The sequence below is a fragment of the Bacillus cereus group sp. N14 genome, assembly GCF_016483555.1.
GTDB classification, from domain to species: Bacteria; Bacillota; Bacilli; order Bacillales; family Bacillaceae_G; genus Bacillus_A; species Bacillus_A wiedmannii.
Genome location: NZ_JAEHBQ010000013.1, coordinates 81,989 through 108,053, shown reverse-complemented (window position 1 = coordinate 108,053; position 26,065 = coordinate 81,989). Strand labels below are relative to the sequence as shown.

Genomic DNA, 26,065 nt, shown 5'->3' with positions numbered 1-26,065 from the left:
AGTATATTTTATTAGTAATTCTCCCAATATACAGACACCCTTAGGCGAACAATAGAGAATAGATTGTTAACTTTTTCACAATATACCCGATAATTGTTCATTGATTTGATTGTTTCTCTCCAAAAATTTTATTTTTAATTGCAATCCCTGTAGGTGTAGCTGCAATTCCACCTAAACCTGTCTCTCTTAATTCGCGAGGCATCTGTCTTCCAACTCTATACATCGCTTCAATAACTTCGTCAGCATTGATGATATTGTTTACGCCGGCTAATGCGATGTCCGCTGCTGCTAAAGCATTTGCCGTTCCAATGGCGTTTCTCTTTACACAAGGAATTTCTACCAAACCAGCGACCGGATCACAAACTAAACCGAGTAAATTTTGTAATGCAATCGAAAAAGCTACAGAAGATTGCTGTGGCGTTCCACCTGCAGCTTCTACCGCAGCTGCAGCCGCCATCGCTGAGGCACTGCCTACTTCAGCTTGACATCCTCCGTACGCTCCTGAAATACAAGCGTTGTTTGCGACTATCGTTCCAAATAACGCTGAAGTAAATAGAAAATGAATCATATCTTCATGACTTAACTGCAACGTATCTTTAATACTAAATAGGACTCCCGGAATCGTCCCACTCGCACCTGCTGTTGGAGTTGCACAAATAGCTCCTAATGCAGCATTTACTTCATTAACACCGATAGCACTTTGGATCCCTAACACCATCAAATCTCCAGAAAGGGTTTTCCTATTTTCTCGATAGTTTTTAATTTTAACAGCATCACCTCCGGTTAAACCAGTTGGAGATAATACACCGTCGCCCTCGATACTTTTATTTATAGCATTTTGCATAGTCGCTAAATTTCGTTCCATTTTACTCCAAACTTCTTCATAAGTAGATTTAGTTTGTTCAATTTCCTGTTCAATTGCTAATTCATAAATTGTCTTTTGGCTTTTATTAGCTGCATCCACAATTTCTTTTATGGCCATATACATATTTTTTCACTCCTTAATGTAACTAAAGAATAATGAGCTTAGCTATATTGCTTAAATTTCCTAATTCCTCCTGGACATTACCAGGCAATAGCGTATCCAAAGCGAATGCATATAAAAATTTCCTGTTTTCTTCTAAACTATGAAAGTTGTTTATTTCCACATCATATTGTTTAAAGATCCTGCGTAAGACAAATTCAAAGTCAGCTCTTTCAGAAATCGTAATAATAACTGGCAATGGCCCCTGCAGGTCTAAGCTAAATCCGTCAATTTCAACATGTTTGATTTCAATTAATCCACCGCCAACCGAAATCCCCATCGTTCTAATACTTCGATTTTCATCCTCTAAATATACATCTGCCGTATTTGGATGGCCAGCAGGACTATCACCTGCTTCTTCAATAAAGGTAATTTCAATTCCTTTAGATTCTGCTATTTCAATAGCATCTGGCACTTTGCTGTCATCGGCAGCAAATCCTAATATCCCAGCAATAATTGCAAAATCAGTTCCGTGACCTTTATGGGTTTCAGCAAATGATTCATAATACCTTACCACGACTTTTTTTGGAAGATCTTGAAATAATTTATTGGCTACTGTTCCAATAGCCAAAGCACCTGCAGTATGTGAACTTGAAGGACCTATCATTATGGGCCCAATCACATCAAAACAACTTTTGTATTTAACATCCTTTTGTTCTTTAATAGATGCTACATTCATGTTCATATAAGCACCCCCATAATTTATTATTTTTAATTGCAGTTGAATCTAAGTTACTAAAATGACTGATTCAAAACAAGACCTCGTTGAATACGCTTTCATTCTCGTGTCAAATACACTTTTCCTTTTGATCACATACCTTTCTTAGAGTAATCATGTCAGTATGTCCAAATTTAAAAGGTTACTTACAATGTCATTAGGATTTTTGCAAAAAAACTAGGTTTGATACTTTCTCTAGAGGTAATAAATTCTTTCTCGACGCCCTCATTATAGCTTGTATATTTATGAGTACAATATTTTTTTATTTTTAGAAAGATTGAATAAACAGAATCTTGAATGGGTAATAGATTACACTTAGCATGTAGCAATTGTGTCCTTTGTTTGAAGCTGTATTAGTTAGTAGAAAAGCAAAAATAACACAGAGTTCCTTTCATTAACACATTGATTATATTGGAAAATCATTATAATGATACTTATATTATCCTTTGTTGAAACATTTAATTTTGGACATGAAAGCTGTTGCAATAAATGATTAATAAAGATAGCAAGTAATAAATTAATGAACTATAAAATCATTTTTGAATATTAATCATTAATTTTGCATTAATATTAATTTTTCAGAAAAAAGGAACTTCTTTTTATAATCTTAACTTAAAGTAATACTTTGGTAATATCCAACAATTTACACCATCCCCTTTACAGTTATGGAAACCCTAATTAGATTTAAAAAGAGAGAAGAGCTCATCGATGCTCCTCTCTCTTTTTTATTTACTTAAGATTACTATTCAAATTGCTTATTGCATCTTTAAGCTGACTTTTAAATTATAAACTTTAATTTCCATACTTCTTTACAAGCCGATAAATGAAAAAAGTATATGTTCCTTCAAAATTAAGTTATAAAAGAGTTATGTTTTCCTGTAACATATTATTCATCCTTCTATTCACAGACAGTACGCTTCCACACTAAATAAAATCTCTCCGTAAACGTCCAATAGCTCTAAAATATACAAAAATTGAGAAATATGAAAAAGACACTCTTATGAGTGCCCTTCTTAGCAACTAAGTCCGCTGCAGCTATTACCATATCTCATATGAATTTCGCCTGTAAGAGGAAATTTTAAGTTCATATTTAATTATTAAAATAAGCCGCACCAAAGTTTTCATTAAATCTTTTACACCAAACAGAAACCGAACCATATTCACTTACATCTATCCCTTCAGGAATTTCGTAGTTTTGGTCTCCTTTATTTCCCTTTAATTTTCCTAATTCAATATACTGATAGTTTTTTACGTCTTCATTATTTTTCAAACGATTTGTAGGAACTAATACAACTCGTACATCTGGCCCATTTGATGTTGCAAAATTAGAAAGTCGTAAAACACGTTTTCCATCCGCTAATTGGTGGATTTTTGCCGTTCCAGTTGTTTCATGGACACCGGTTTGAAACTGACCTTCCCTTAATACTCGATCACTTTCTTGCCTTACTTCAGTTGATTGTATCTCTGTTTGTGGCAATGATTCATTTACGTGCTTATCAATAAATAATTTCTCTGGTCGGAACAATGACCATAATATCCCCAATACAATTATCAAACCACCTATAAGCCATACATATTTTCTTTTCATAAAGTAAAAAACCTCCTGTATCATACTGTGTAGTAGTATGTTAACAAGAAGGTCTTTCATTTTTCTAACGTAAATGTTACAAAAGTCTTTCAGCCATCTTATTTTTTTACTGATGTGATGGGAAGAGTGAACCAAAATTCACTTCCCTGCTTACCATCTGCGCGATTCCTTACACCAATTTCCCCTTTGTGCATTTCAATCAATGATTTTGCAATAGCTAATCCAAGTCCGGAACCTCCAGATTGTGAGCTTCTTGATCGATCTGTTCTAAAAAAACGTTCAAATACACGTAATTGATCATTTGGAGAAATTCCCATTCCTTCATCCCGCAAAATGAATTGAACCTGTTGAGTTAGTTTATTTTCCACTACAGTCAATTCAATTGTTCCAGAGATAGGAGAATATCGAATTGCATTATGTAATAAATTACCTATGACCCTTTCTATTTTACAAGGCATAATCAAAAGTCGAGGTAATGTATCAGGGACATCCAATTGCACATGGATTTGTTTGTCTCCTAATAAGACAGAATGTGACTCTAATACATCTAATAGAACTTTATCTAAATGTGTGAAACTTGGGTGAAAATCTACTTGCTCAAACTCTAACTTTGAAAGATCAAATAAGTCGTTAATTAATCCATTTAATCTTTCTATTTCTTTTAAAACCGTTGCTAAGTATTGCTTTTTCATTTCAGGATCTTCAATCAGGTTATCTTGTAATGCTTCTATCATCATTTGCATGCTAGCCATAGGTGTTCGTAAGTCGTGTGAGATATTGGTAATTAGCTCCTTACGAGAGTTTTCCTGTTCCTCTAACTTAGTAAACCCTTCTTCTAATTTTTTTGCCATCTGTTGAAAGGCTGTTGCCAATTCTTTAAACTCACGTGGTTCTTGCCCAATTATATACATCGTTTTAAAGTGTCTATCACTAAATTGTTTTGACAATTTTATTAAATTTTGTATAGATCTCATGATAGGACGTGTCATTAACCAATAAATAAACGTTGAAATAATGAATGCCACAAATGCAATTACTGTTAATAACCGCGTTTGTTCCGGTTCAAGTAACATTTTCGTATCACTATACCATATAGCAATTACCATAATACTAGTACTTAAGAGATTCATGAGTAACAATTGAATACGTAATCTCATGTTTCATTTCCTCCATTTGGCTCAAAGCGATATCCTATACCCCAAACCGTATGAATCCAGCGATTCTTTATCGTTTGCTTCTCGAGCTTTTCACGTAAACGACTCACTAACACGGTAACTGTGTTTGATGCCCCTTCATGTCCAAAATCCCAAATTAATTCAAGAAGCTGCGAGCGAGAAAATACTTGTTTTGGATGCTTTGCCATGAGATAAAGTACCTCAAACTCTTTCACCGTTAACTCCACTTCCTTATCACAAACAAGTACATATCTGGTCTTTGGATATATTTTTAAATCTGGAAACTCTATCACTTCCAATAGGGATTCTTTCGCTTGTATTGGTACATGGCTTCCTCTTCTTAGTATAATTTGAACCCTTAATACTAATTCACGAGGGGAAAATGGCTTTGTTAAATAATCATCAGCCCCCATTGTTAAGCCTAAAATTCGATCCCTTTCCTCTCCCTTAGCAGTTAACATAATAATAGGGACATTTGACTGTTGACGAATTTCCTCGCATAATTCCCATCCATCTTTTTTTGGCATCATCAAATCTAATATAATTAAATCTGGTTGATGTGTAAGAAATAAATCCCAACCTTCTTTACCATTTACAGCGGTATAAACTTCATATTCTTCTCTTTCTAAATACCGTTTGCATACTTCTCGAATATTTTCTTCATCTTCTACGATTAAAATTCTTTTCTTCATATACTATCCTCACTTCTTTTTCACCAATAACAAAAAATTTATTTTTTCTATTATCGAATAAAAATATCTTTATAGGTAAAGATATAAAAACTAATCACATAAATAAATCAGAATTCCACATTTCACCCTCGAAACGAATGAAAATTTGGAAAATAAATCATGTAATACAGATAGTAATCTTAACATTTGATTACTTATATGACTAGATAAGTATTTAAAATAGTAGTTTCTAAATCATATATAAATTAAAAGGAATGAGTCCGATTCAACATCGAACTCATTCCTTACTAGTAACCTAAATTTTTGTATCTAACTTTTCAGATACAATTCATTTCCGGTTCTCTTTTCAAACTTAGCAACAGAACTGTTACCTATTACTGAACTCTTGATAGATTCCATGCTATAGTATCAGTCCCATTCTCTCCATTACCATATTTCATATAGTCGATTAAATATCCTACCTTTAACTTATTACCATTAGATAGTATGTTCCATTGCTTATGGTGTCCAGTGAAATTCTTTGGATATGCATGATTAAATTTAAAAGTACTTGCGTTCTGTTTTTGATCTAAATGGATATAACTATCTTGAAGTTTTAAATATGCATAATCTGAATAAATAGGATTTTGAAATTTAATTAATACCTCTTCATCCTTTTTAATTGGTTTTCCAGGTTTAGGTTGACCTACTCTTTCAATAATTACATTCACTTTTTCATCGCTAGATTTTTCAGCCCAAAGATACTCCCATTTATTCCCTGCATGATGACTTCCCAAATAAGCTGTATTTCCATATGAAGCCACGGTATAAGGAACTCCTTCTGTAACAAATTCACCTGAATTATCTACTACATAATCTTCAAATTCTTTATTAGCTTTAATTTCAGTATCAATCTTTTGTGTAGGCGTTAGATTGTGTGCGTCATTGATTTCAAATGTAACTTTTCTGTGCGCAGCAATTTCAGATTTAATAGGGTGTATATTTTCTCTAGACTCATATGTAAATCCATTTTCACGTTTAACCAGTGTTACTGTTTGTGACGGAGCATTCCATTTCTTACTATAAGTAGTAGGAATATCTTTACTCACTCCAAATAAACCAGGTAAAATTGTTGCCCTAATCTTTTGCGTCACAGAATCATAACTACCTTCTACTAATGTTGGTTGCTGTAGTTTTGCAAAAGCTCCGTGTACAGAGTCTTTATGTAAATAACCGCGATCTCCCTGTCCCGCTTTTAAATCGTTCAATGCATCAGTTCCATTATTAGCTGAAACCACTGATACGTTATTAGTACTTTTAGCCTTGTTTACAATATGATTTACTTTTTTCGTATCTATATTTACCTGTTGAAAAACTTCGTTATAGGATAAAACTGGCTTATCAGCAAGAGATTTGTCTTTAGGAGTATATACCCTAAACTTTGGTATATTTCCTATATCTGTTTCTAATTGTTCAGTAGCTGCATTTACTCTAGACTCATATCTCCCTGAATCCCCCAAATGCATAATTTCTTCACCTTTTTCAATAGATAAATCCATTGTACTTGTAGGTAAAACTTCAATCGAAAGAAGTTCCCCTTGTTCAACAGCTTTCAATTCATCCAAAGATAAGACAATATTCGCATCTGCTTGTCCTTCTAAACTGTCAATTACTACTTCTGTTTTATTCCGTCCACCTTTTTCTGTACTTAAATAGTTTGCTTTATAACGATCTTGTGTTGCCTTTACAGTATTAATAATTTTGTTTCCTAAACGAATATTAAAATGAGGCGAAACATTTTCAGCGGATGCTGTTCCTACATTTTTATATTCCAAATGTACCCGTAATTTTGCTGCGTTCGCTGTATCCACAGTTGTTGCAGTAGACCAATCGAAATTATTTGTATAACTCTCCGTTTCCGTAGTTGTTTTTGAATATCCGTATCCCACATTTGCTGAAACACTTCCGGAAGGAACAGGACCGGCTGCTGAGCCTTCTACACCACCTGAACCACTTAAACCTACATTAAATGAATGTTGTGTAGATACACTTTTTTCCCATCCTCTACTAACTGATCCGCCATTATTATCCGTAATGGTTGCAATAGGAATTACTTCAATTCGTTTGACACCAATTTGCAAATTCGGCATGTTGGCAACTATCGGATTGAAATTAGTATCAGAATCGTTGTTATAATTCTCAACCTCATACATATCAGTAAAAGGATCACCATCCGTATTTGCATTCATAGGATTCGATATAAATTTTGTTTTCCCTTTATCCTTCTCGGTATCCCATGCTTTCGCTTCATTTTTTCCAGTTTGTGAATTGAATTCAATTTTATATCCATTAATCTCTAAGTCGTTGGAAATACCATCTTTATCCCAATCGTTGTTTGCCATTTCAATGTTTTGTGTAATGAGTGAACCTATTTCCCCATCAGATCCGAGCGTGAAATTCTTATCTTCTTTTTTTACATTTGCATTCTCTTTGAATATTTCAACTGTACCTCCTGGATTCGGTTGTTTTACATCTGCTAAAGCAGGAGATGCTAAAGTCAGTGCCATCGATACACTACCTAATACACTAATTGCTGGCTTCAATTGTTTCATTGTTATTTTTCCTCCTTGGTTTCTAGGTCCATTAGAACACCTACTAGTAAGATTAATTTCATCATATATAACAAACCTTTCTTTTCTCTCTCATAACTGTTAAAAAAGTCTCTCGTAAATATTACAAAACACTTACAGAGTTTTTAAAAGCCATAAAATCTATATATGAAACATCAAAAAGCCGTAATATGAAGAATCGATTACAATATATACAAAAAAGCAGCTAGCCAAAGCTAACTGCTTACTCATTTATAAAATTTCAGTAAAAGAATGTATTAATTTTGAAGTGTACAAATTGGAAGAGTTACTTCAACTATAGTTCCCTTATTCACTTCACTCTCAATAAATACCTTCCCCTGGTGTGTTTCAATAATTTTATAACAGACCATTAATCCTAAGCCGATTCCCTCTTCCTTAATACTGTAAAAAGGTTCTCCTAAATATGGTATACGTTCTTTTGGAATCCCACATCCTTGATCGATAAAGCGAATCCTTATTTGATTATTATCAAGTTTATCAAATTGAATCAAAATTTCTCCTCCTGTTGGCATGGATTCAATTGCATTTTTTATAATATTAACAAATACTTGTTTTAATTGATTTCCTTCACATGGAATCAGTGGAATACCAAGTGTAAAATCAATTCTAATTTTTATATTATTCATCATTGCTTGAGGTTGCAGTAGCATTAAAACTTGATCCATTAGCACACTAATATCATTAGGTTGTATCTTTACAACCTGTGGTTTGGCTACCGCCATAAATTCATTAGTAATACTTTCTATACGCTCAATCTCTGATGATACTATATTTATATAACCCTGATTATTCTCAGTTTCCGTTGATTTTAGTAATTGCATAAACCCTTTCATTGCGGTTAATGGATTATTAATTTCATGAGCCATTGCAGTCGCTAATTGTCCTACGACAGCAAGTTTTTCAGATTTTCGTAGTAATTCTTCTGTTTTTAGCCGTTCAGTGATATCACGAGAAATACTCAGGAAAACCTTTTTACCATTTAAGTTAAAAACACGGACACTAAACTCGGTAGTTATTATTTTTCCTGTTGGAAAAGCATATTCATCTTGCAAAGTGAAGGAAGTTTGTCCCTCTCTAATTTTTTCTAATAACCTTACAATCATTTTAGAATCTTGTGGTACGACATTTGGAAATGGTAACGAGAGCAGCTCTTCTCTACTATATCCAAATCTTTTACAACCAACAGGATTTACCTCAATGAATCGACTTGGAACATGATTTTCATTCAGCTCTACTACATATACTGCATCAGTTGCTTGTTCGATTAGTGCACGGTACTTCATTTCACTATCTTTTAATTGTTGGTGTAATCGATGTCGTTCTCTTTCTGCTTGTTTTCTTTCAGAGATGTCTCTACATATTGCAGATAAAGCTATTACATTTCCTCTTACGTCTAGTATAGGAGAAACTGTCAGACTGACATCAAGTAGACTTCCATCGTTACGTCGTCTAACAGTTTCTAATCTAGTAACTACGGATTCTCCTGTTAGAATTTCCTGAATATTTTTAAGTGATTCTTCCATTAAGAAATCTGGTACACAGGGTAATCTCTTACCTACGATTTCTTGTAGTGACCATCCAAATATCTTTTCATAAGCTTTATTTGCTTGTAAAATATGCCCTTTTCGATCAGAAATGGTAATAGCATCTACATTATGCTTTATAAATGATTCTAGTAATTCTTTGGTAGCCCTTAATTCTGATTCTACCTTTTTTCTTTCGGTTATATCGACTGCAGAACCAACAACTTCAATAACTTGTCCATTTCGTTTAATCGGCCTAAGTGCAATAAGAATAATTGTTTTATCATCTGGCCAGGGTAATTCGAATATAATTTCTTTCCCTTCCCATGCCTGAAGATAATACTTCATCAATTGCGGAACTAAATGTGGTGGAACAATAGAAGCATCAATAGTCCGTAAGCTTTTTCCTACCACCTGTTCAGAATAAAATCCTTTTTGATAATAAAACTGTCCATCACATAAAGTGTGTATAAAGTGCTTACCCACTTTTTTAAATTTAAAAATCCCTCCTTGAAGCTCATGTACGGTATCTGTAAGTTCTTGCTTGGATTTTTTTAATTCCCGATTCATTTTAGATAAGTCCTGTGTTAAATAATACAATCTCTGATAGGCTTCCATAAGAAATAGCCCAATTAAAAGTCCTAACGCTATATATAATAAACCTCCAGAGTAAAGTAACGTAGTATTAAAGAATACACCAACTAACCACTTTATTCCGACAAAAATAGAAAAATATAAAGATGCACTTTTAAAAGGATGAAGGTTTTTAAAATATGTTTTAAAAGTAGAAAATAGAACACTCATACTTAAATATGCAATCACAGGTGGCTCCCAATACCCACCAATGAAAAAGATACGCATTATAATTATGCTAATTAGTGTAATCCAGCCAGCAATGCGACCAAAATAAATAAAAGATAGAATAAGAGGAACAACTCGAAGATCGTAGGAAAATCCCATGTATGGAAAAGAAAAGAGCATCAAAGTAACTGCAATAATTCCTCCATAGAATTTTTCGAAATATCGCCTGGAATGAACCAAAAACACTTGAATAAATATCGCTGCGCTAACTAATAAAGAAAAAATAGAAATATTGATGAAATAGTCTTTAATAATCATGTAATGTCCCTCCTTGCATTAAAGATATATTCGACAAAAAAACAGAAATTCCTACAAATAGTATAAACAGTTCAGGTGCAAAAAATATAATTCCGTACATGATAATACATGTAAATAGTATCATATTGATTCAAATCGAAAACCAGGGAATCTTCCATATGAACCTGCAAATCCCCCAAAAATAAGGTGTTTATTTAAATGTTATGTACAAAAAAACGTAGGAATATTTAATTCCTACGTTTTTTATAAATTAATCAACTCCTTCACTATTACAATTCTTCTAATTCCTCAATTTCGGCTTTTCGCTTTAAAAATATTGCAATATCTTTATTCTCCCTTTCTATTAAACCAAGAGCATGTCTATCATTTAAAGCTAATTCTTTATAACCCCATATATATTCTATTGTTGTCGCTTTACTATGTTTATGATCCGCAAAATACCATTCTAAAGGTTGTAAAGGGTTCGATACTTCAAACAATTCCGCTGGGTACCATGAAGGCAAGTTTTCATTTTCACCCAAGATTAGATAGTCTAATGCTCCATTCAATGAACTAATACCATAAACCACATATTCCTTATCGGTTTCTAAATTTATAATAGAGTCTCGATTATATCCTTGATCTAATAAAACCTCTGAAAATGTATCTCCTGAATTTTTTATACATAGTACCTTCACATACAAGCTCCTATCAACAAAAAATTAATTTTTAAATTTAAAATCATTAAATTCGCCTGTTCTATTATTTTTAAAATAATGAATTGCTACAAGAGTTACATTATGCGCTATTTGCGCCTAGCCACCTTCTTTGGGTCAACAAGAATCTGTCATTGGTATTCTCGTTAGAACTATTCTTTGTGGATTTGAATTAATTTTTTTCATTGCAAGTCGTTCTTTTAATGTATTTGCAGTGCTTCTACCTGCGGAGCCTCTTCCTAATATTTCAACTTCATATTTTTTATTTTTTATAGCCTCTTCTAGTTCCTTTTCTTTTCAGGTTTGCGTATATTTCATGTCAAATTACAGAAGTGAGTCAGGTCACTCTAAATCGTAGATTAGAAGAACATGAATAATATTCTTTTTTGAATTGTAATTAAACCTCAGAGTGGCACCCCATACCCAGAATCATTTCCTTACCCAACAGAAGTTAATAAAACATGGTTATTGCTTCACCGCTTTGGCTACAAGTGCTGCGTATGCTTCTGCACCTACTTTGGTTAAATGCACACCGTCAGGTGCAAAGTAGTCTTTCTTTCCAGCACTTGCTGCATACCAATCAACTAGAGTTACATTCGGATATTCAGATGCCGTTACTTTCAGTCTCTCATTCACGATTGATTCCCACGGACGTGGTACTCTCGTATTAATAAATATGATTTTACGTTCGTTTCCAATTACTTTTATTAATGAAACAAGTTGCTCAGTAGTAAAGGCTCCATTTGTACCTAATCCAATAATGACATAGTTTCCTAAATTCCCTTCATATTTTAACTGTTCAACTACCGGAATCGCTTTTGACAGCTGGCGACCAATTTGCGCATCAATCCTAATATCAGGAAAAGTATTTTTTAAATACGGAGTAATATCAATCATAACGGAATCACCTATCGCAGTAACCGTGAGTGAATTTTTAGATTGCGCAGAATTTACTTCTCTTGATTCCCCTTGTTTTTGAGGCGTCTCTTGATTTGGATTTTCCCAAACTGCAACTGGATGTGGCGCTGGTTGTGTTTGTGCTACTTCCACCTTATCTTGTTGAGAATTCTCCTTAGCCTTACTAGCTTTTGATAACCCTACGACTGCTATCGACGAAACGAATAATGTACAAATTAAAGCTAACTTAACACCTAAAGTGACATTTTGAATTCTTAAATTATTAAACTGAATGTTCCGGAGCGCTCCTTCTCGGATTGGTTTTTCAATAAACTTCCATGAAATTTGCGCAATCAATATAATCAAAAGAAATTGAAGGATTGCTCTTATTAGTGAAAAATCCCCAGCATTTACCTTTGAAGTCGTCAATGTAAGAATTGGATAATGCCAGAGGTATATACCATACGATCTTATCCCTATCCAACGTAAAGGTCTAAATCGTAAAAATTGAGCAATACGACTAGCTGGATGAGCTAGATTTGCCACTAACAATGCTGTTGCAATTGATAAGAGAACCATTCCTCCCTTGTATAGAAATGGATCATATTGATTGGTCTTCCAAAACATAACCAAAATAATAATAAGGGCAATGCCCCCCACTACATCAAGAATGAAACGCGCCTTTGGGATAATTTTATTTGCAAGCCTATTGCTTGGCCAAACTAAGGCAAGTACCGCTCCGATAAGTAAGGAAAAGGCCCTCGTATCTGTACCATAATATATTCTGCTTGGGTCAGCTCCAGGTTCATACAAAATTGCCATCGCTAAAGCTGAAGCAACGGCTCCCAGACAAATTAATAAAATCATACGGGATTGTTTTTTTATGTAGTAAAGCCCTAAACTAATGATAAACGGCCAAACAACATAGAATTGTTCCTCAACTGCTAACGACCAAAAATGATTCAATGGAGAAAGCTGGTTAAAATTATCAAAGTACGATAATTTATGATAAATATACCACCAGTTACTAACATAAAATAATGCCGCTAATGAATCTCCGCGCATTTTTTCAAGTAAAGAGCTATGAAACATCGTAATCCATGCCAACGTTATAACGAGCATAACAAGCATTCCCGGAAGCAATCTTCTTGCCCTACTAAGCCAGAATTTTTTTAAATCAATTCTCTTATTTCTCTTCCACTCTATCGCTAGAATATCTGTAATTAAATAACCTGAAAGTACAAAAAATACAGTAACTCCCAAAAACCCTCCAGGCATCCAATTAAAATTAATATGATACAAAATAACACCTAGTATAGCTAGACCCCTTAGACTGTCCAACCCAACCATATAACGACTATTTTTTTTAAAAGGTTTAGTCATCCTACATTCACCTCTATTTCTTGGAAATTAGGTTAATAATAACGGCATAAAATGCTATTAATCCCCTAAAATCGTATAAGCTAAACTATTACAAACATCTTTTTGTAAGGCTCTTTTTTTATCTTTACATGCACAGTAATTAATACTTTAACACGTTATCTGGCTCTGTTGTGAAAATTTTTAAGCTAGATGTTCTTGTTGCTCTTCCGAAAAAGAGGAATATGATTTATAACGTATATTTGAACATTTCCCTGCAAAATAACGTTATAAAGAAGGGCTACTGGTTATGAGCAGCCCCTCTTTTACCTTACTTCACATATACATATGTTTCTTTTGAAATCACATTTTATATCTTGCCCTTACTGTCGTGTATTTTATATTGCAGCGAACCTTGCATCAGAACAATATGTGTTCTGGTGCAAGGTTTTTTTAACTAGAATAAATTCTGGGAAAGCAAATAAGGAACATGACAGATGTGATATTTTAAAGAAAAATAATAGTAGCCATTTGCTACTATTATTTTTTTCTTTAAGTTATCGTAATATGCCTGAAATTCTAAAGGGACGTGGTATGTCAATTCATCTAACAACCATTATGTGCTGAGTTCGTGAATACGGAAATTTCATTCGTGATTTTTGAAAAATAAAACAAAAAAGAAAAACTATCTTTGAAAATGGATGAAACCTACATAAATGTCAACTAATCTATGTACGAATTCCTTTGCTTTAGCTAGGTGTTCTAGGAAATAAGGAGCCATATGCTGGTCAATTTTTCAATTAACTTGGTGTCTAGTTTAGTGTACCATCTCCAATTAATGCGTTTTTTGGGGTTCAGTTCATTATATTTTCTACTTTGTCTTTATACACAACATATTCTTTTCCATCCACTACTGCTACCACCGCAAATTCATCATTTGGATTGAATGAAAGCCAGTCAGCCCACATGCTTGTATTAGCCCCTCCACTCCACATATGATGAACAGTGTTTTTAGTTAAATTCATAACTTTATAAGACGCATTTGGTGCATTTGTTCCAGTCTTTATTTCAAAAGTGTATGCGTTATGGATTTTTTTATAAAAGTAAAAAACGTTTGATGGACGAAGTAGATTCATAAAATCTTGTTCTTTCTTCTCTGCAATTTTTATGCCTTCTAGTAATGTGACAACATCTGTTCTTAATGTTTTCCAACTGTCTTTAGCTGAATTCAAGTTAGGCTTTAAAAATTTATATCTATTTTGATCAGCTTTTTCATCAGCTTTATCAATATGCCCCAGTACGCCCGAATATTGAGAGTCTAAATCATCCCATTGTGTGGACATATAAGTAAGAGCAGTAATAGCACTATCAATCGTACTATGCATATCACTAATATTATGAAATGCAACTCCGACTACACGATTTAATGTAATTTTATAATCTACAGTTTTACGTAATTCTGCTAAAGCAGGCCCTAATCGACCTAAATTATCTCTAGCAGTACCTATCATTATGCCACCAGAAATAAGCGTGGGGATAAAAGGGACTTTCACCATTATTAACCCATCAGATTCTAATTTCTTATAATAGTTTACTTGTCCTAAAACTTCATCTAAACGCTTTTGATCAGTCTCTACATCAGCTCCTTGGTTTTTTAAAATCGATTGCAAGGTCTCTTTATGGCTTCCAAATACTCTAACATCTTCTCCAATAGCGTTTTTAAATTTAGTTAATTCTTCTATTAGTGCTTTTGCAGACTTTTGGTTTCGTTGAATCCCCACCCTTAAATCTGTAATCCCCTTTTTTAAAGTATCCCCATTTCCATTATTGATCGCCTCTACTAATGTTTCATAATAATTTTCAAACTTTGTATCGTATTCAATAATGCCGGTCAATGTATCTAAAAGCTGTTTTTTTACTTTTGTATTCCATGTAACAGCATGTGCTCTTGCATTCTTTTGATCCTGTACAATTTTACTAGGTAAATCTGCATACCCATTAATAGAAATTCCTTCAAAACTCACATCCGGATTATTAATTAGCAAATAAGAATATTCATTCATAGCCTTTGCAAATAACCCAGCATCTTGCACAGTTTTTTTCATCTTTTCTTCATTTGCTGAAAGAGACATATCTCCAGTGTTTGTTTGTTCAGTTTCAATTGCAAAGGTTGCTACTGGTGCGACTGCATAGGTAGTTGTCATAATTAAAAATGCTGATACAGCCAGTATTTTATAAGGTTTTTTTTTCATCTTTTCTTATTCCTCCTGTATAGAGTATGATTTCAAGTCCTATTCTTATTAAAAGACGATGTTGTTGCATAGATTCGATATTATTAAGCAAATCTATATAACCTGTCCCCTATTGATTAATTCTGTTACAAATTTTTAAAAACAAGTAAACTACATGACTAACTTTTTATTTGGATAAAACTCATATATAAGTGAAAGGCGAAGTCTTTAATGAGACTCCGCCTTTTTAATATATAAGGATTTGTTAATTATTGCTTTACTGTTTAACAGTGTAATCATAGACTCTCTATGTTACGGGTCACTTTGCAACAGAATAAATATTTCCCTATTTTTGTGGAGTAACAGTTTCCACTTTTAATTCCTTTATCCCCTCTTTTAATGTAACCGCATCTGTTCTTAATGTTTTCCAACTGTCTTTCGCTGCATTTAAATTAGGTTTTAAGAATTTAAATTTATTTTGATCCGCTTTTTGAGCTGCATTCTCAATATGCCCTAGAACGCCCGAATATTGAGAATCTAAATCATGCCACTGCGTTGACATATAAGTAAGAGCGTTAATAGCATCATCAAGCGCCTTATGCATTTCATTAATATTACTATAAGCAACTCCAACTACACGATTTAATGTTACTTTATAATCCACGGTCTGACGTAATTCTGCTAATAAAGGCTCTAACTTACCTAAGTTGTCTCTTGCTACTCCCACTATAATACCGCCAATTATTGGTAGACCCAAAATAGCACCCTTCATTACATTAAACCCATCAGATTCTAGTTGTTTATAATAGTTTACTGATCCTAATACTTCTTCTAGACGCTTTTGATCTGCATCAACATCTGCACCTTGGTTTTTTAGAATCGACTGCAAAAGATCTTTATTGCCTCCAAATGCTCTAACATCTTGTCCAATAGAGTCTCTTAATTTAGTTAATTCTTCTATTAATTGTTGTGCGTACTTTTGGTTTTGTTGAATTTCACCTCGTAAATCTGTAATTCCTTCTTTTAAAGTTTCTCCATCCCCTGTATTAATCGCCTCAACCAATGTTTCATAATAATTGTCGAACGTTGTATCATATTCAACAATACCAGTCAATGTATCTAAAAGCTGTTTTTTTACTTTCGTGTCCCAAGTAACAGCATGTGCTCTTGCATTCTTTTGATCTTGTACGATTCTACCAGGTAAATCTACATATCCATTAATAGTAATTCCTTCAAAATTTACATCAGGATTCTTAATTAGCATATAAGAATAGGCATTCATAGATTTTGCAAATAATCCAGCCTTTTGCAAGGTCTCTTTCATTCTCGCTTCATTTGCAGAAAGAGCCGTATCTCCATTGTTCGTTTGTTCAATTTCACTTGCAAAAGTTGCTACTGGTGAGACTACAGAAGTTGCTGTCATAGTTAATAGAGCAGATGCAACGATCAGTTTGTACGGGATATTTTTCATCATTTTATATTCCTCCAATATAATTTTTCATTTTCAGTTCTATTCGTGTTTAAAAGCGATGTCTTTTGAAATGAATTCTGCATCTTTATGAATATCATTCCAACTTTCTTTAGCAGCTTTTAAATCATCCGGTATTAAAGAGAATTTGTGGTCTTGCATAGAATCGATATTATCCAGTAAATCTGTATAATTTGCGCCCATTGTATTCCATTGCTTTTGAATATTTGTTAGAGACAATATCGCTTGATCTACAGTCTGGTATAGATATGCCAATGTTTCTTTCGCGTTAGTAAGCGAAAGAACTGCTTGATTAGCACGATCTGCTTTCATACTTAATTCTCCGATTTTGTTAGAAATTTCGTTATAGGAGTCCATATGCTTAGATGCCGTGACACCAGCTGCAGTTCCTAGACCGATACCAGCTGCTCCAAGAGCTGAAAGTCCACCAACAACAGCCGGTGTTGCTGTACCACCAGTTACAACAATTACAACTGCTCCTCCAATAGCTGCAATAACTAAAATAGCTGCTCCCAATCCACCACCAATTGACCATGCTAATACATCATCAAAATGTTTTTTCTGAGTAGAACGAAGTTGCTCAATTTCAGCTTGAAGTTGTGGAATCGTTGCCTGTTGACCTGCTAATATTGCAGTTAATCCACCTTTCCCATCTGGACCACCAACATTATTTTTAAAATCTGTAGAATTTTGATATAGTTTCCCTTTGAAGTCTTGTAGCATCTTAATTACATCTGTAACCTCTTTTGAATTTGTATTAATTGTTGTAATTAAATCATTTATGCCCTCTTTTAGACCTGCCTTATCTTTCTTTTGTACAGTATCTACTAATGTGTCGTAATAATTTTGAAATTGTTCATCGTAATTTACAATATTACGAGCTGTTTTTTGAATCTGTGGCTTCGCTGTATCTAACCAATAATTCGCATTGATTCGTGACAGTTCTTGATTAAGATGAATATTTTTGAGCAACTCTCCTCCTTCTGAACCTAAATCGATATTAGATAAATTTACATTCGGTTGCTTAATCATTGTTTTTGCGTACAAATCCATTACAAGAATATGAGACCCTGTTTCAGCCAATGCTTTCTTCAGTCCTTCAGGACCTAAAGCATAATTGCCTACTTTTTGTTCTTGAGCGGTCGTTTCTTGTGCAAACGCATGAATAGTGTTACCAGTAGTAGCAGTTATAACCGTTGCCAAAGTGGCTAAAGTTAGCACTTTGAATGGGAATTTTTTCATAACTATTCTCCTTCTTTCGCTAGATTCTTAGAATCTTTATATTTTTTTCAAAAAACGTAATATTAAAATTTATATACCTGTTCTTCAAGGTAACTTATTACATTTTTTAATTGTCTTAATGTATCTTTTTGAGACTGCTCGTTAGTTGCATCAACATTAATAGATAATTTTGTAATGTTATTTTTTATTAGATCCAAATCTGCTTTATAGCGCTTTAGTAGGTCAAGTTCTACATCTACTTGGTTTGCAAACGTATGCAAATCATTTTGTGAAAGAAGAAGCATTGATTTTTGTAAATCTGCTATTGATAGTTTCGTTGTTAAATCATATATTTTTTGGTTTTGTTTCTCTAAGTCATCTAAATATGCTCGCTGCTCTGCTGTTAGTTTATTTACTTCTGCGAAGACACCAAATGTTTTCTTAATTTTTTCAGTATCAATGGCTTTCATCAGGTCATATTCTTGCGTTTTTGCGGCTGCAGCTGCAGCTATTTCACCTTGTTTGCTTTTCTCAATTGCTTCACGAGCTGCTTTTTTGGCCGATTCAATTTCTAGAGCAGTTTTACCTTGTTCTGTCGCTTCTTGCGCTGCTTTTTTCTCAGCTTCTAGAATAGAGTTGTTTATTTCTTTTCCTTTGTTATACGCTGCCATCCCTGCTTGAGCAGCCGGTTCAATAATTTCTTTTGAAAGACTATAAACTTCTTTGAATATAGCAAATCCCTGTTCATTTAAAGCTCCTGGTATTAATGCAATTTGTTGTAAATCATTTTGAATTGCTTTTTTGGTATTTAATATTTCATTTTTTAACTGATCTATTTTTCCTGTTCCATCTGTACCTAATATGCCTTGCGCAGTTGCCACATCAGTATCGAAATCTTTTAATTTTTTATCAAGCTGTAATTTAAGATCAGTTAACTCATTAATTTGTCGTTGCGCACTTTCTTGATTCGTCATAGCCATTTCTTGAAGTACTTCAAGTCTATCCAAAAAACCTTCTCTATCTTCATTATTGTCTACATACGATTTTAATGTCGGATAATAGCTATTAAATTTCGTTACAAATCCTTTGCTTTTTGAATTTAATAGAATTAACTGTGGATAGAGTTCCGATGACCATTCTTTCATATCTTGTTTGATTAGAAATTGATTTGTATTTAAAGCTGGGACTTCCTCTAGCTGTACATTAGGACTCATTAAAGATTGATCAATATACGTTTGGATTAATTTAGATTGCGCACCTAATTTTCGTAATGATGAAGAAATATCCATGTTTTCCTGTTGAGTTTCTGCTTGAACGATTGGTGTTGCCAGAGTATTGATAGGAATAGTTGCTCCAGTTACAATGGATGTTATTAAAAATCCTGTCATTATTTTATTTTTCATTCCGTACACTCCTTTACCATTTTTTTTATAACTTGATTCATATAACTGTACAACCTAGCTCTAGGCTCTCTGCTTACACACGCCTGAGGAAGAAGAGGTCTTTCATATAGGATGTTATCGTTATTATTTACTTCTAATAGAATCTAAGGATTTTACTTCCCTCTCATTTAGCTCTATTTTTCAAATAATAAACGATAAAAATTCATCAGCTATATTTGAATTAGCTGCCCAATGAATAGTAAAATATTCCCACCCCTAGAGCTGCTGTTTAACTTACAGAACCATGAAGATAGATAAACCATTGAATCTAGGGTTAATCCTGTCATGACTTTTTTTAATATCAATTTCATAATAGGGTTTTTAGTTTTTTCAGCAAGAGCCTTACAAGACTACAAAAGATGAACTTATACTGTACATTGCTTATACTTATATTGCGGAATTAATTCACTTTTGCTATGTAGAAACTTAAAACCCTATTTTTTAAAAATAATACTTTTGAGATTCTACATCCGTCAAAAATAAACTGATTATTAAGAAAATTAATTGCAACATACTTTACTTGCAAATTTATTAACCTCTATTAGTTCGCTCTTCTCCTTTCTGTGTGGTCATACCAGTTATGATGTTCATTAAAACATTAAATTTCTGATGCGTAAATAGCGAAATTTTGTCGATTGAGCTCGATAGTTTAACTGTTAAGTAAAAATATGCGCTAAAAAAATTATATCGATATAATTAATTGGAAATTGCATCTCTGTAATTGTAATGATTACAAATTAAAGTGTATACGGTTAATAAATAACCATTTTAGCTCAACGGAGCAATTTTATTTTTAAAAAATACTTATAGAATAATTTAATAGGTTTTTTTATACTTTTTTACCTTTATTTAGTTATGTATAATTGCATATAATATAGATATATCAAGTGATATATGTTATATTGTTAAACTTTATGTAATAGTCCCTAATATCACCATTATTAAATACTCAACATGCCAACCACTTTAATACTTAACATGAAGATATCAATCTATAAACTTATCCCTTGTTATAACTATAGTTTTTAAAATATAAAAAAGCCGCAAAGCTTTCTCGAAAAGAACCTTTGCAGCCTTCTGATTTTTTGTCTCCTGAGAAAAATAATGGATAGTGTACTCATAAATTAACAACATGTTATAAATCTTACCCATGTCTTTTAGCTTCACTAAATGTTTCATAGATTCTTCAAGATCTATTTGAATACATATTCCTTTTCTAGATCAATCACATACCCTTTCTAGAGTAAAATAAACAGTATGCTCAATTTTTTGAGTTACTTGAGCGTATATTAAAGTTTTTTCACAAGAAACTGATACTAAGCTCATATTACTGTATATTTTTCACGATACTGTCTAGGTGTCATGTTAGTTGATTTTTTGAAAACCCTTGTAAAATAGCTTTGGTCGTTAAAATTAAGCCAAGCACAAATATCTGATAATGGATATGTAGTAAGTGTTAATAATTTTTTTGCTTCTTCAACTCGTTCCCTTTGAATAAATTCACTTAAAGGAATTCCTACTTCTTTTTTAAATAATTTAGATAAATAAGTAGGCGTAATATCCAAATGATTAGCGAGTTCATTGAGTGATATTCCATCGTATACATTTTTACTAATATGGTTCATACATGTAGTAACCGCATTTGAAAATTTTTGCGCATTGAATTCTTTCACTCGATCTGCAAAAGTACGTAAAGCATCTCCTGACAATCGCCTTACAGAGTCCACGTTATCTAGTTGTTCCATGGTTTGGATATACAAAATACTAAGTGCAAAAGCAATGTCTGGTGGGAGATTACCTTCTATCGCATATCGAGTAGCTAAAGTAATCGCAATAATCCCATGGTTTTTTTGGTTTCTAAGTGGATCCGCTGTTAAAATTAATTCAGTATCTTCCTGCGAAACTGCATACATATATTGCAACAACTTCTTTTTATTTCCCTCTTTGATTGCTGAAAAATAATTATGTACTAATGCCATGTTGTGAGTTTTTGGTTTATTTTGTTGACGTTTTAAAATATATAGATCGGGTTCCACAATTTTATAGGGAACTTCCTCTAACACTTTATTTTTTTCTAAAACAATATTAACATCTAACTTTTCATTGAAAATCATGTAATGCAATAAAATCCCCATATCAATTAAAGCATTTTTTTTTGCCTCAGGTAGGGATTGATAATAAGTTAGTCTTTCTTGAATATTAATATTTGAGTTAAATTCTTTTCGAAGTTTAAATGTCACATCATCTGATCCCTTTGGATGTATAGTTGGGCCAATTATTATAGTCCCTTTTATATAATCATGATTTGCTATATGAATTAGGATAAAATTTTCAAGATAACTGTTACATCTGAAAAGGGGCAAATTATCGGGATCATTTTCTTGATAAATGTCACTAAGATGTTCTTCTTTAGAAGAATAAAAAGGACTACAAATATCATCAGAAGTAGACTGATATAAGATTTTTTTGTCTGTGGATAAAATGTGAACGGGTACATTAAATGCTTTATGTGCGAGATCACACAAGTGTTGTATATCGATAGAATTATTCATTACCTTCTCCTTTTAATTAGATTAACTAATAAATTTTTACATCTTTACGGTATAAATTCATAAATTATTTTCCGTCAGGTATAACTCTCGACAAAATATTACTATAAAATATCAAAATAGTACAATTCACGACAAAATATTACTATATTTTTTTTATAAAAATCATATATTATTTAATTGTAATTAGCATTTAAATATCAGAGTAGCGTAGATAAGATAAGTAAATGAAATAAGCGAGGATCTTTTCTTAATTCTACAAAATTTAATCATTGAACTTGAAAAAACAGTGAAAAACTTACAAAATACAGTGGTAGTCTATGCGAGGACCAAGCTGGAAAAAAGATTCAAAATATGGCTAAAGTAACATGAGATACTGTACCATCGCAAGAAACAACAGTCAAAATTTGAATTCAATTACATGTACAAATTGAATTCAAAAAATGGATAATGCTAAATTAAATGTAAAACTGAAAAATTACTGTGTTTCAGATTTTAGACAAAAATAACAAAAAGTCGGGAAATTAACAACAGGGGAAAATGATAAGGATATTTATGAACCACTATGCTTTGAAAGTACAAGCTAGAGGAAATTCAAGTATCAAACAGATACATGTTACTTAAAGATTTAATTGAGAGAACGGTCTTTTCATCAGTACAAAAATAAAAATAGAAAACACAAAAACAGAATGGAATATTTAAAATACTGGTGATATAGGGACAATTATTTTTATCTAATTGGTACTATATTACTAGTCGCAACATTAGTTTTACTTCCCACCAAAAAGGAAGATATATATAGATTTTAAAAATACTAGGAATAGCAGCCGGGATAGAACAGATGAATAACCTATTTATTGGTTGTTCATCTTTGTATTATTAGTCTTTATATTACCTAGTTTTATTATTACATCACATATACTTATTATTAAATTTTCAAATACAATAGATGTTAATTAACAAAAACAACATCCATAATTAAGGTGCACAGTAAATTGACCTCAAAAAAATTCTTAAGTGACATATCTTTAAATCCATTTAAATATTAAGTATACTTTGTACACTACTTTTTATAAATTGATATATATACCCCTCTTAATTTCTCACTTTATTTTTAATTAAGAATCAAATTATTTATGAATAAAATTGTATTATATTGGCTTAAATATTATGGAATTAAAATTACGAATAATAACAAAACGGTTTTAAACAACCTTACAATAATCGTATCGAATTTATTTTATACTGATACATATAACATTAACTAATCCACAAAAGATTGTTACAAAGGAATCTGAGGGTCTGTTTTTCAACTTCAAAATTTATTTTTTGAAGTTTTTGTAAATAAAAGGGAGAAGAATCCATTTGCACATGAATTCTTCTTATTTACTGCTTTAACTTAGTGTAATCTGTATTGACCTGTTAATTGTTCTTCAGCCATTCGAACTAAACGTTTTGTAATTTCTCCACCGACAGATCCATTTGCACGTGATGATGTATCAGGTCCTAATGTGACTCCTAATTCACGAGCAATTTCATACTTCATTTGCTCGATAGCACTTGCAGCAGCAGAAACAAGAATTTCATTTGTATTACTTTCGTGTCTTTGAATATTCATAATTGCACCTCCATTATATTTGTATATAACTTGTGCCTAATTATGATATTTATGCATGAGTAACCTAGTTTCTTCTAGTATTTTTAGGGGAACCCTTTTTCTTTCTCTCTTTCCCATATTCCACTAATTGAATTTGAAACACATCTGAATCCTTAATTCCTAAAACATTCGTTTCTTCTATAAATGAACGCCAGGACTCTACTTTTCTTGATTTTTCCTGACTATTCCTTAATGTGTAGATATTTGAGTACTCTATAATTAATCCTCCTCAAAAGTTAAATAATGTACATTGCATTTCAGTATAAAAATAAAACCGCCTGTAAGAACGGTTTCTCTTTTCGTTATTTTTTTATGGCTCTACGCTTTTTTATTTAATATATTTTATGTTACGTATGCCGAGACGAATTGACGCGAAGATAAGGTAAATCATTATAATGACGTAGACTACTAACCAACTCGTATAAATATATGTACCCTGAAATCCATTTTCAGTAATCCAGTTAGTGATCCACATTCCACCAAAATAAACTGGGATTGTTAACAAGCTTACGTCTTTAGGATCTGTTGCAAGATAAATCATTAGAAATAGAAAAGCAAGTGCCCCTATCGTACTAACATTTCCAAAAACCATTATCGGAAATCACCTACTTTATGATTAATAATATAACAAGTGTTAATTTCTTACCCCTTCCGTGGATAACTCGTTTCGCGGTTTTCATAACTACCATTCCTTGGGGTAAGTATATCAAATACCAAGGTAAATTTCCCCAATAAGTATGATGTCTACTTAACAGTTTCTTCTTCGGCCAGTAATAGAATACTAATTTTTATTGCAACATATCCGCAAAGGAAGTACCTACATTATTCTTTCGCTTCATATGCTTCTCTAAATAGATTTTTGTTGTTTGAATATTTTCATGCCCAAGCGTTTGCATTAAATGATATAAATCCGCATTTCCTTGTTCAACTGCCATGATTGCAAAAGCATGACGGAATGTATGCGCCGTTACAGGATTTTCACGATACTGCAGAAACTCTAAATTGGTCTTTTTTATCATATCTGTTACCTGGTTCGATAACGTTTTTGAATTATAAAAGTTCCCTCTTTGATTTACAAATAAAGGACTTTCATCTCCTCGGTCCAATACAGTTTGGAACCCTCTTCTTCTTCTCATTTCACAAATACACTCATATAAATGTTCAGAAATGAAAAGTTCACGTACTTTACTTCCTTTACCTATAACTTTTAACCAGTGCTTTCCGTCATAATGTAAGTCTTTAACCCTTGTTGTACATAATTCTTGAATTCTTGCACCGGTACTTGCCAGAGCTAGTAAAATTGTATAGTTTACTAAATGGCCTTTTTCTTTATAAAACCCTAAAATTTTCATAACTTCCTCATAGGATAGGTCCCGATTCGGCCGATCCTGTTCATTTACATTTGCACGCTGCAGTTCTTCATGAAGAGGTCTTTCAATATAAGCAAATACATGAAGGTGTTTAAAAAAAGAACGAATCAATACAGATTTTTTTGCAAGTGTTGCGACCGCGTACGTATCCCCATTCCTACCGTTCTCTACCTGCTTCAACCAAGCATTATATTTGCGAATATGCCAAGGTTGTAATGTTTTTAATAAAGAATCCTTTTTCTGTACCTCTTCCCCATCTAATTCAAATTCTTCTGCATGCTGCACCATGCACTGACAAAATGATAAGATTTCAGAAACATAACTCTTTTTCGTATCTTCTTTTCTATTTTTCTTCTCATCCATATCTTTTTGTAAATCTACGAAATGATAAATGACTTCTAGGTCACTTAAATACGTATATTTACTCTTCCCCTCTTTCTCTGCAACCTCCATCTTCTCTTCCACCTTATCTACATAACCATTGTTATGCAGAAATGGAACGATATCATTTATATTCTCTACATATGTATCTATATACTCGCTTCGATTGTTTATAATAGATAAATTATCTTTTGTATTGTTATTATCCATATTTCGAATTCACCTCTCCTATTGAAGATTATGAATATAGTTCTCTTCATTACTTATACTTAATATTTTATTTTACTTCTATCAATTATACAAAT

18 protein-coding genes and 1 pseudogene are annotated in these 26,065 nt (G+C 32.6%); 1 reads left to right on the top strand and 18 read right to left on the bottom strand.

Annotation, left to right across the window (positions count from 1 at the left end; translation table 11 throughout):
- Positions 1 to 97: 97 nt before the first annotated feature.
- From sdaAA to JDS82_RS18795, 9 genes are all read right to left on the bottom strand, one after another.
- On the bottom strand, positions 98 to 988 hold the full coding sequence (gene sdaAA, locus JDS82_RS18835; protein WP_016135624.1) for an L-serine ammonia-lyase, iron-sulfur-dependent, subunit alpha: 891 nt from the start codon (positions 986 to 988) through the stop codon (positions 98 to 100).
- 22 nt (positions 989 to 1,010) lie between these two features.
- Entirely contained in the window at positions 1,011 to 1,709 is a 699-nt protein-coding gene (sdaAB, locus tag JDS82_RS18830; RefSeq protein WP_199713731.1) for an L-serine ammonia-lyase, iron-sulfur-dependent subunit beta, read from the bottom strand.
- A 1,123-nt stretch (positions 1,710 to 2,832) separates the two neighbouring features.
- On the bottom strand, positions 2,833 to 3,330 hold the full coding sequence (locus JDS82_RS18825; protein WP_074651221.1) for a DM13 domain-containing protein: 498 nt from the start codon (positions 3,328 to 3,330) through the stop codon (positions 2,833 to 2,835).
- A gap of 98 nt (positions 3,331 to 3,428) precedes the next feature.
- A complete protein-coding gene (locus tag JDS82_RS18820) occupies positions 3,429 to 4,487 on the bottom strand; it encodes a sensor histidine kinase (RefSeq protein WP_064469561.1) in 1,059 nt (352 codons plus the stop codon).
- Positions 4,484 to 5,197, bottom strand: coding sequence for a response regulator transcription factor (locus JDS82_RS18815; RefSeq protein ID WP_064469562.1), 714 nt, complete (start codon positions 5,195 to 5,197; stop codon positions 4,484 to 4,486). Before JDS82_RS18815 ends, JDS82_RS18820 begins: the two co-directional genes overlap by 4 nt.
- Before the next feature lie 374 nt (positions 5,198 to 5,571).
- Positions 5,572 to 7,788 (bottom strand): binary toxin-like calcium binding domain-containing protein, encoded by a 2,217-nt coding sequence (locus JDS82_RS18810; RefSeq protein WP_016135629.1) that lies wholly within the window; start codon positions 7,786 to 7,788, stop codon positions 5,572 to 5,574.
- A gap of 275 nt (positions 7,789 to 8,063) precedes the next feature.
- On the bottom strand, positions 8,064 to 10,469 hold the full coding sequence (locus JDS82_RS18805) for a PAS domain S-box protein (RefSeq protein WP_199713730.1): 2,406 nt from the start codon (positions 10,467 to 10,469) through the stop codon (positions 8,064 to 8,066).
- A 269-nt stretch (positions 10,470 to 10,738) separates the two neighbouring features.
- Positions 10,739 to 11,146: a hypothetical protein gene (locus tag JDS82_RS18800; protein WP_016135631.1), complete on the bottom strand. Its 408-nt coding sequence runs from the start codon at positions 11,144 to 11,146 to the stop codon at positions 10,739 to 10,741.
- A 483-nt stretch (positions 11,147 to 11,629) separates the two neighbouring features.
- Positions 11,630 to 13,444 (bottom strand): acyltransferase family protein, encoded by a 1,815-nt coding sequence (locus JDS82_RS18795; protein ID WP_199713729.1) that lies wholly within the window; start codon positions 13,442 to 13,444, stop codon positions 11,630 to 11,632.
- A 493-nt stretch (positions 13,445 to 13,937) separates the two neighbouring features.
- Here JDS82_RS18795 and JDS82_RS29800 point away from each other — a divergent pair.
- A pseudogene (locus tag JDS82_RS29800) lies at positions 13,938 to 14,087 on the top strand (IS6 family transposase); the annotation flags it as partial.
- 187 nt (positions 14,088 to 14,274) lie between these two features.
- Here JDS82_RS29800 and hblB read toward each other — a convergent pair.
- The 9 genes from hblB to JDS82_RS18755 form a co-directional block, all read right to left on the bottom strand.
- Complete coding sequence (gene hblB / locus JDS82_RS18790; RefSeq protein ID WP_064469566.1) at positions 14,275 to 15,672, bottom strand: hemolysin BL regulatory component HblB; 1,398 nt, start codon at positions 15,670 to 15,672, stop codon at positions 14,275 to 14,277.
- A 325-nt stretch (positions 15,673 to 15,997) separates the two neighbouring features.
- On the bottom strand, positions 15,998 to 17,125 hold the full coding sequence (hblA, locus tag JDS82_RS18785) for a hemolysin BL binding component B (protein ID WP_000977258.1): 1,128 nt from the start codon (positions 17,123 to 17,125) through the stop codon (positions 15,998 to 16,000).
- Between the two features lie 36 nt (positions 17,126 to 17,161).
- Complete coding sequence (hblD, locus tag JDS82_RS18780) at positions 17,162 to 18,382, bottom strand: hemolytic enterotoxin HBL lytic component L1 (protein WP_064469567.1); 1,221 nt, start codon at positions 18,380 to 18,382, stop codon at positions 17,162 to 17,164.
- A 62-nt stretch (positions 18,383 to 18,444) separates the two neighbouring features.
- On the bottom strand, positions 18,445 to 19,764 hold the full coding sequence (gene hblC / locus JDS82_RS18775) for a hemolytic enterotoxin HBL lytic component L2 (RefSeq protein WP_199713728.1): 1,320 nt from the start codon (positions 19,762 to 19,764) through the stop codon (positions 18,445 to 18,447).
- Between the two features lie 1,361 nt (positions 19,765 to 21,125).
- Positions 21,126 to 22,355, bottom strand: a complete 1,230-nt coding sequence (locus JDS82_RS18770) for a helix-turn-helix domain-containing protein (RefSeq protein ID WP_016089708.1) — start codon at positions 22,353 to 22,355, stop codon at positions 21,126 to 21,128.
- Between the two features lie 1,396 nt (positions 22,356 to 23,751).
- Complete coding sequence (locus tag JDS82_RS18765; RefSeq protein WP_074651217.1) at positions 23,752 to 23,970, bottom strand: alpha/beta-type small acid-soluble spore protein; 219 nt, start codon at positions 23,968 to 23,970, stop codon at positions 23,752 to 23,754.
- Positions 23,971 to 24,034: 64 nt separating this feature from the next.
- The gene (locus JDS82_RS29795) at positions 24,035 to 24,229 is read right to left on the bottom strand and encodes a hypothetical protein (RefSeq protein ID WP_074651339.1); all 195 of its coding nucleotides are present in this window, start codon (positions 24,227 to 24,229) and stop codon (positions 24,035 to 24,037) included.
- Positions 24,230 to 24,337: 108 nt separating this feature from the next.
- On the bottom strand, positions 24,338 to 24,601 hold the full coding sequence (locus JDS82_RS18760) for a hypothetical protein (protein ID WP_199713727.1): 264 nt from the start codon (positions 24,599 to 24,601) through the stop codon (positions 24,338 to 24,340).
- Between the two features lie 196 nt (positions 24,602 to 24,797).
- A complete protein-coding gene (locus tag JDS82_RS18755) occupies positions 24,798 to 25,970 on the bottom strand; it encodes a tyrosine-type recombinase/integrase (protein WP_199713726.1) in 1,173 nt (390 codons plus the stop codon).
- Positions 25,971 to 26,065: the final 95 nt, after the last annotated feature.

Excerpts from the sequence above, each read along its gene's own strand:
- sdaAA (WP_016135624.1), bottom strand. The coding sequence starts at position 988 with ATGTATATGGCCATAAAAGAAATTGTGGATGCAGCTAATAAAAGCCAA.
- sdaAB (WP_199713731.1), bottom strand. The coding sequence starts at position 1,709 with ATGAACATGAATGTAGCATCTATTAAAGAACAAAAGGATGTTAAATAC.
- JDS82_RS18825 (WP_074651221.1), bottom strand. The coding sequence starts at position 3,330 with ATGAAAAGAAAATATGTATGGCTTATAGGTGGTTTGATAATTGTATTG.
- JDS82_RS18820 (WP_064469561.1), bottom strand. The coding sequence starts at position 4,487 with ATGAGATTACGTATTCAATTGTTACTCATGAATCTCTTAAGTACTAGT.
- JDS82_RS18815 (WP_064469562.1), bottom strand. The coding sequence starts at position 5,197 with ATGAAGAAAAGAATTTTAATCGTAGAAGATGAAGAAAATATTCGAGAA.
- JDS82_RS18810 (WP_016135629.1), bottom strand. The coding sequence starts at position 7,788 with ATGAAACAATTGAAGCCAGCAATTAGTGTATTAGGTAGTGTATCGATG.
- JDS82_RS18805 (WP_199713730.1), bottom strand. The coding sequence starts at position 10,469 with ATGATTATTAAAGACTATTTCATCAATATTTCTATTTTTTCTTTATTA.
- JDS82_RS18795 (WP_199713729.1), bottom strand. The coding sequence starts at position 13,444 with ATGACTAAACCTTTTAAAAAAAATAGTCGTTATATGGTTGGGTTGGAC.
- hblB (WP_064469566.1), bottom strand. The coding sequence starts at position 15,672 with ATGAAAAAAAAACCTTATAAAATACTGGCTGTATCAGCATTTTTAATT.
- hblA (WP_000977258.1), bottom strand. The coding sequence starts at position 17,125 with ATGATGAAAAATATCCCGTACAAACTGATCGTTGCATCTGCTCTATTA.
- hblD (WP_064469567.1), bottom strand. The coding sequence starts at position 18,382 with ATGAAAAAATTCCCATTCAAAGTGCTAACTTTAGCCACTTTGGCAACG.
- hblC (WP_199713728.1), bottom strand. The coding sequence starts at position 19,764 with ATGAAAAATAAAATAATGACAGGATTTTTAATAACATCCATTGTAACT.
- JDS82_RS18770 (WP_016089708.1), bottom strand. The coding sequence starts at position 22,355 with ATGAATAATTCTATCGATATACAACACTTGTGTGATCTCGCACATAAA.
- JDS82_RS18765 (WP_074651217.1), bottom strand. The coding sequence starts at position 23,970 with ATGAATATTCAAAGACACGAAAGTAATACAAATGAAATTCTTGTTTCT.
- JDS82_RS18760 (WP_199713727.1), bottom strand. The coding sequence starts at position 24,601 with ATGGTTTTTGGAAATGTTAGTACGATAGGGGCACTTGCTTTTCTATTT.
- JDS82_RS18755 (WP_199713726.1), bottom strand. The coding sequence starts at position 25,970 with ATGGATAATAACAATACAAAAGATAATTTATCTATTATAAACAATCGA.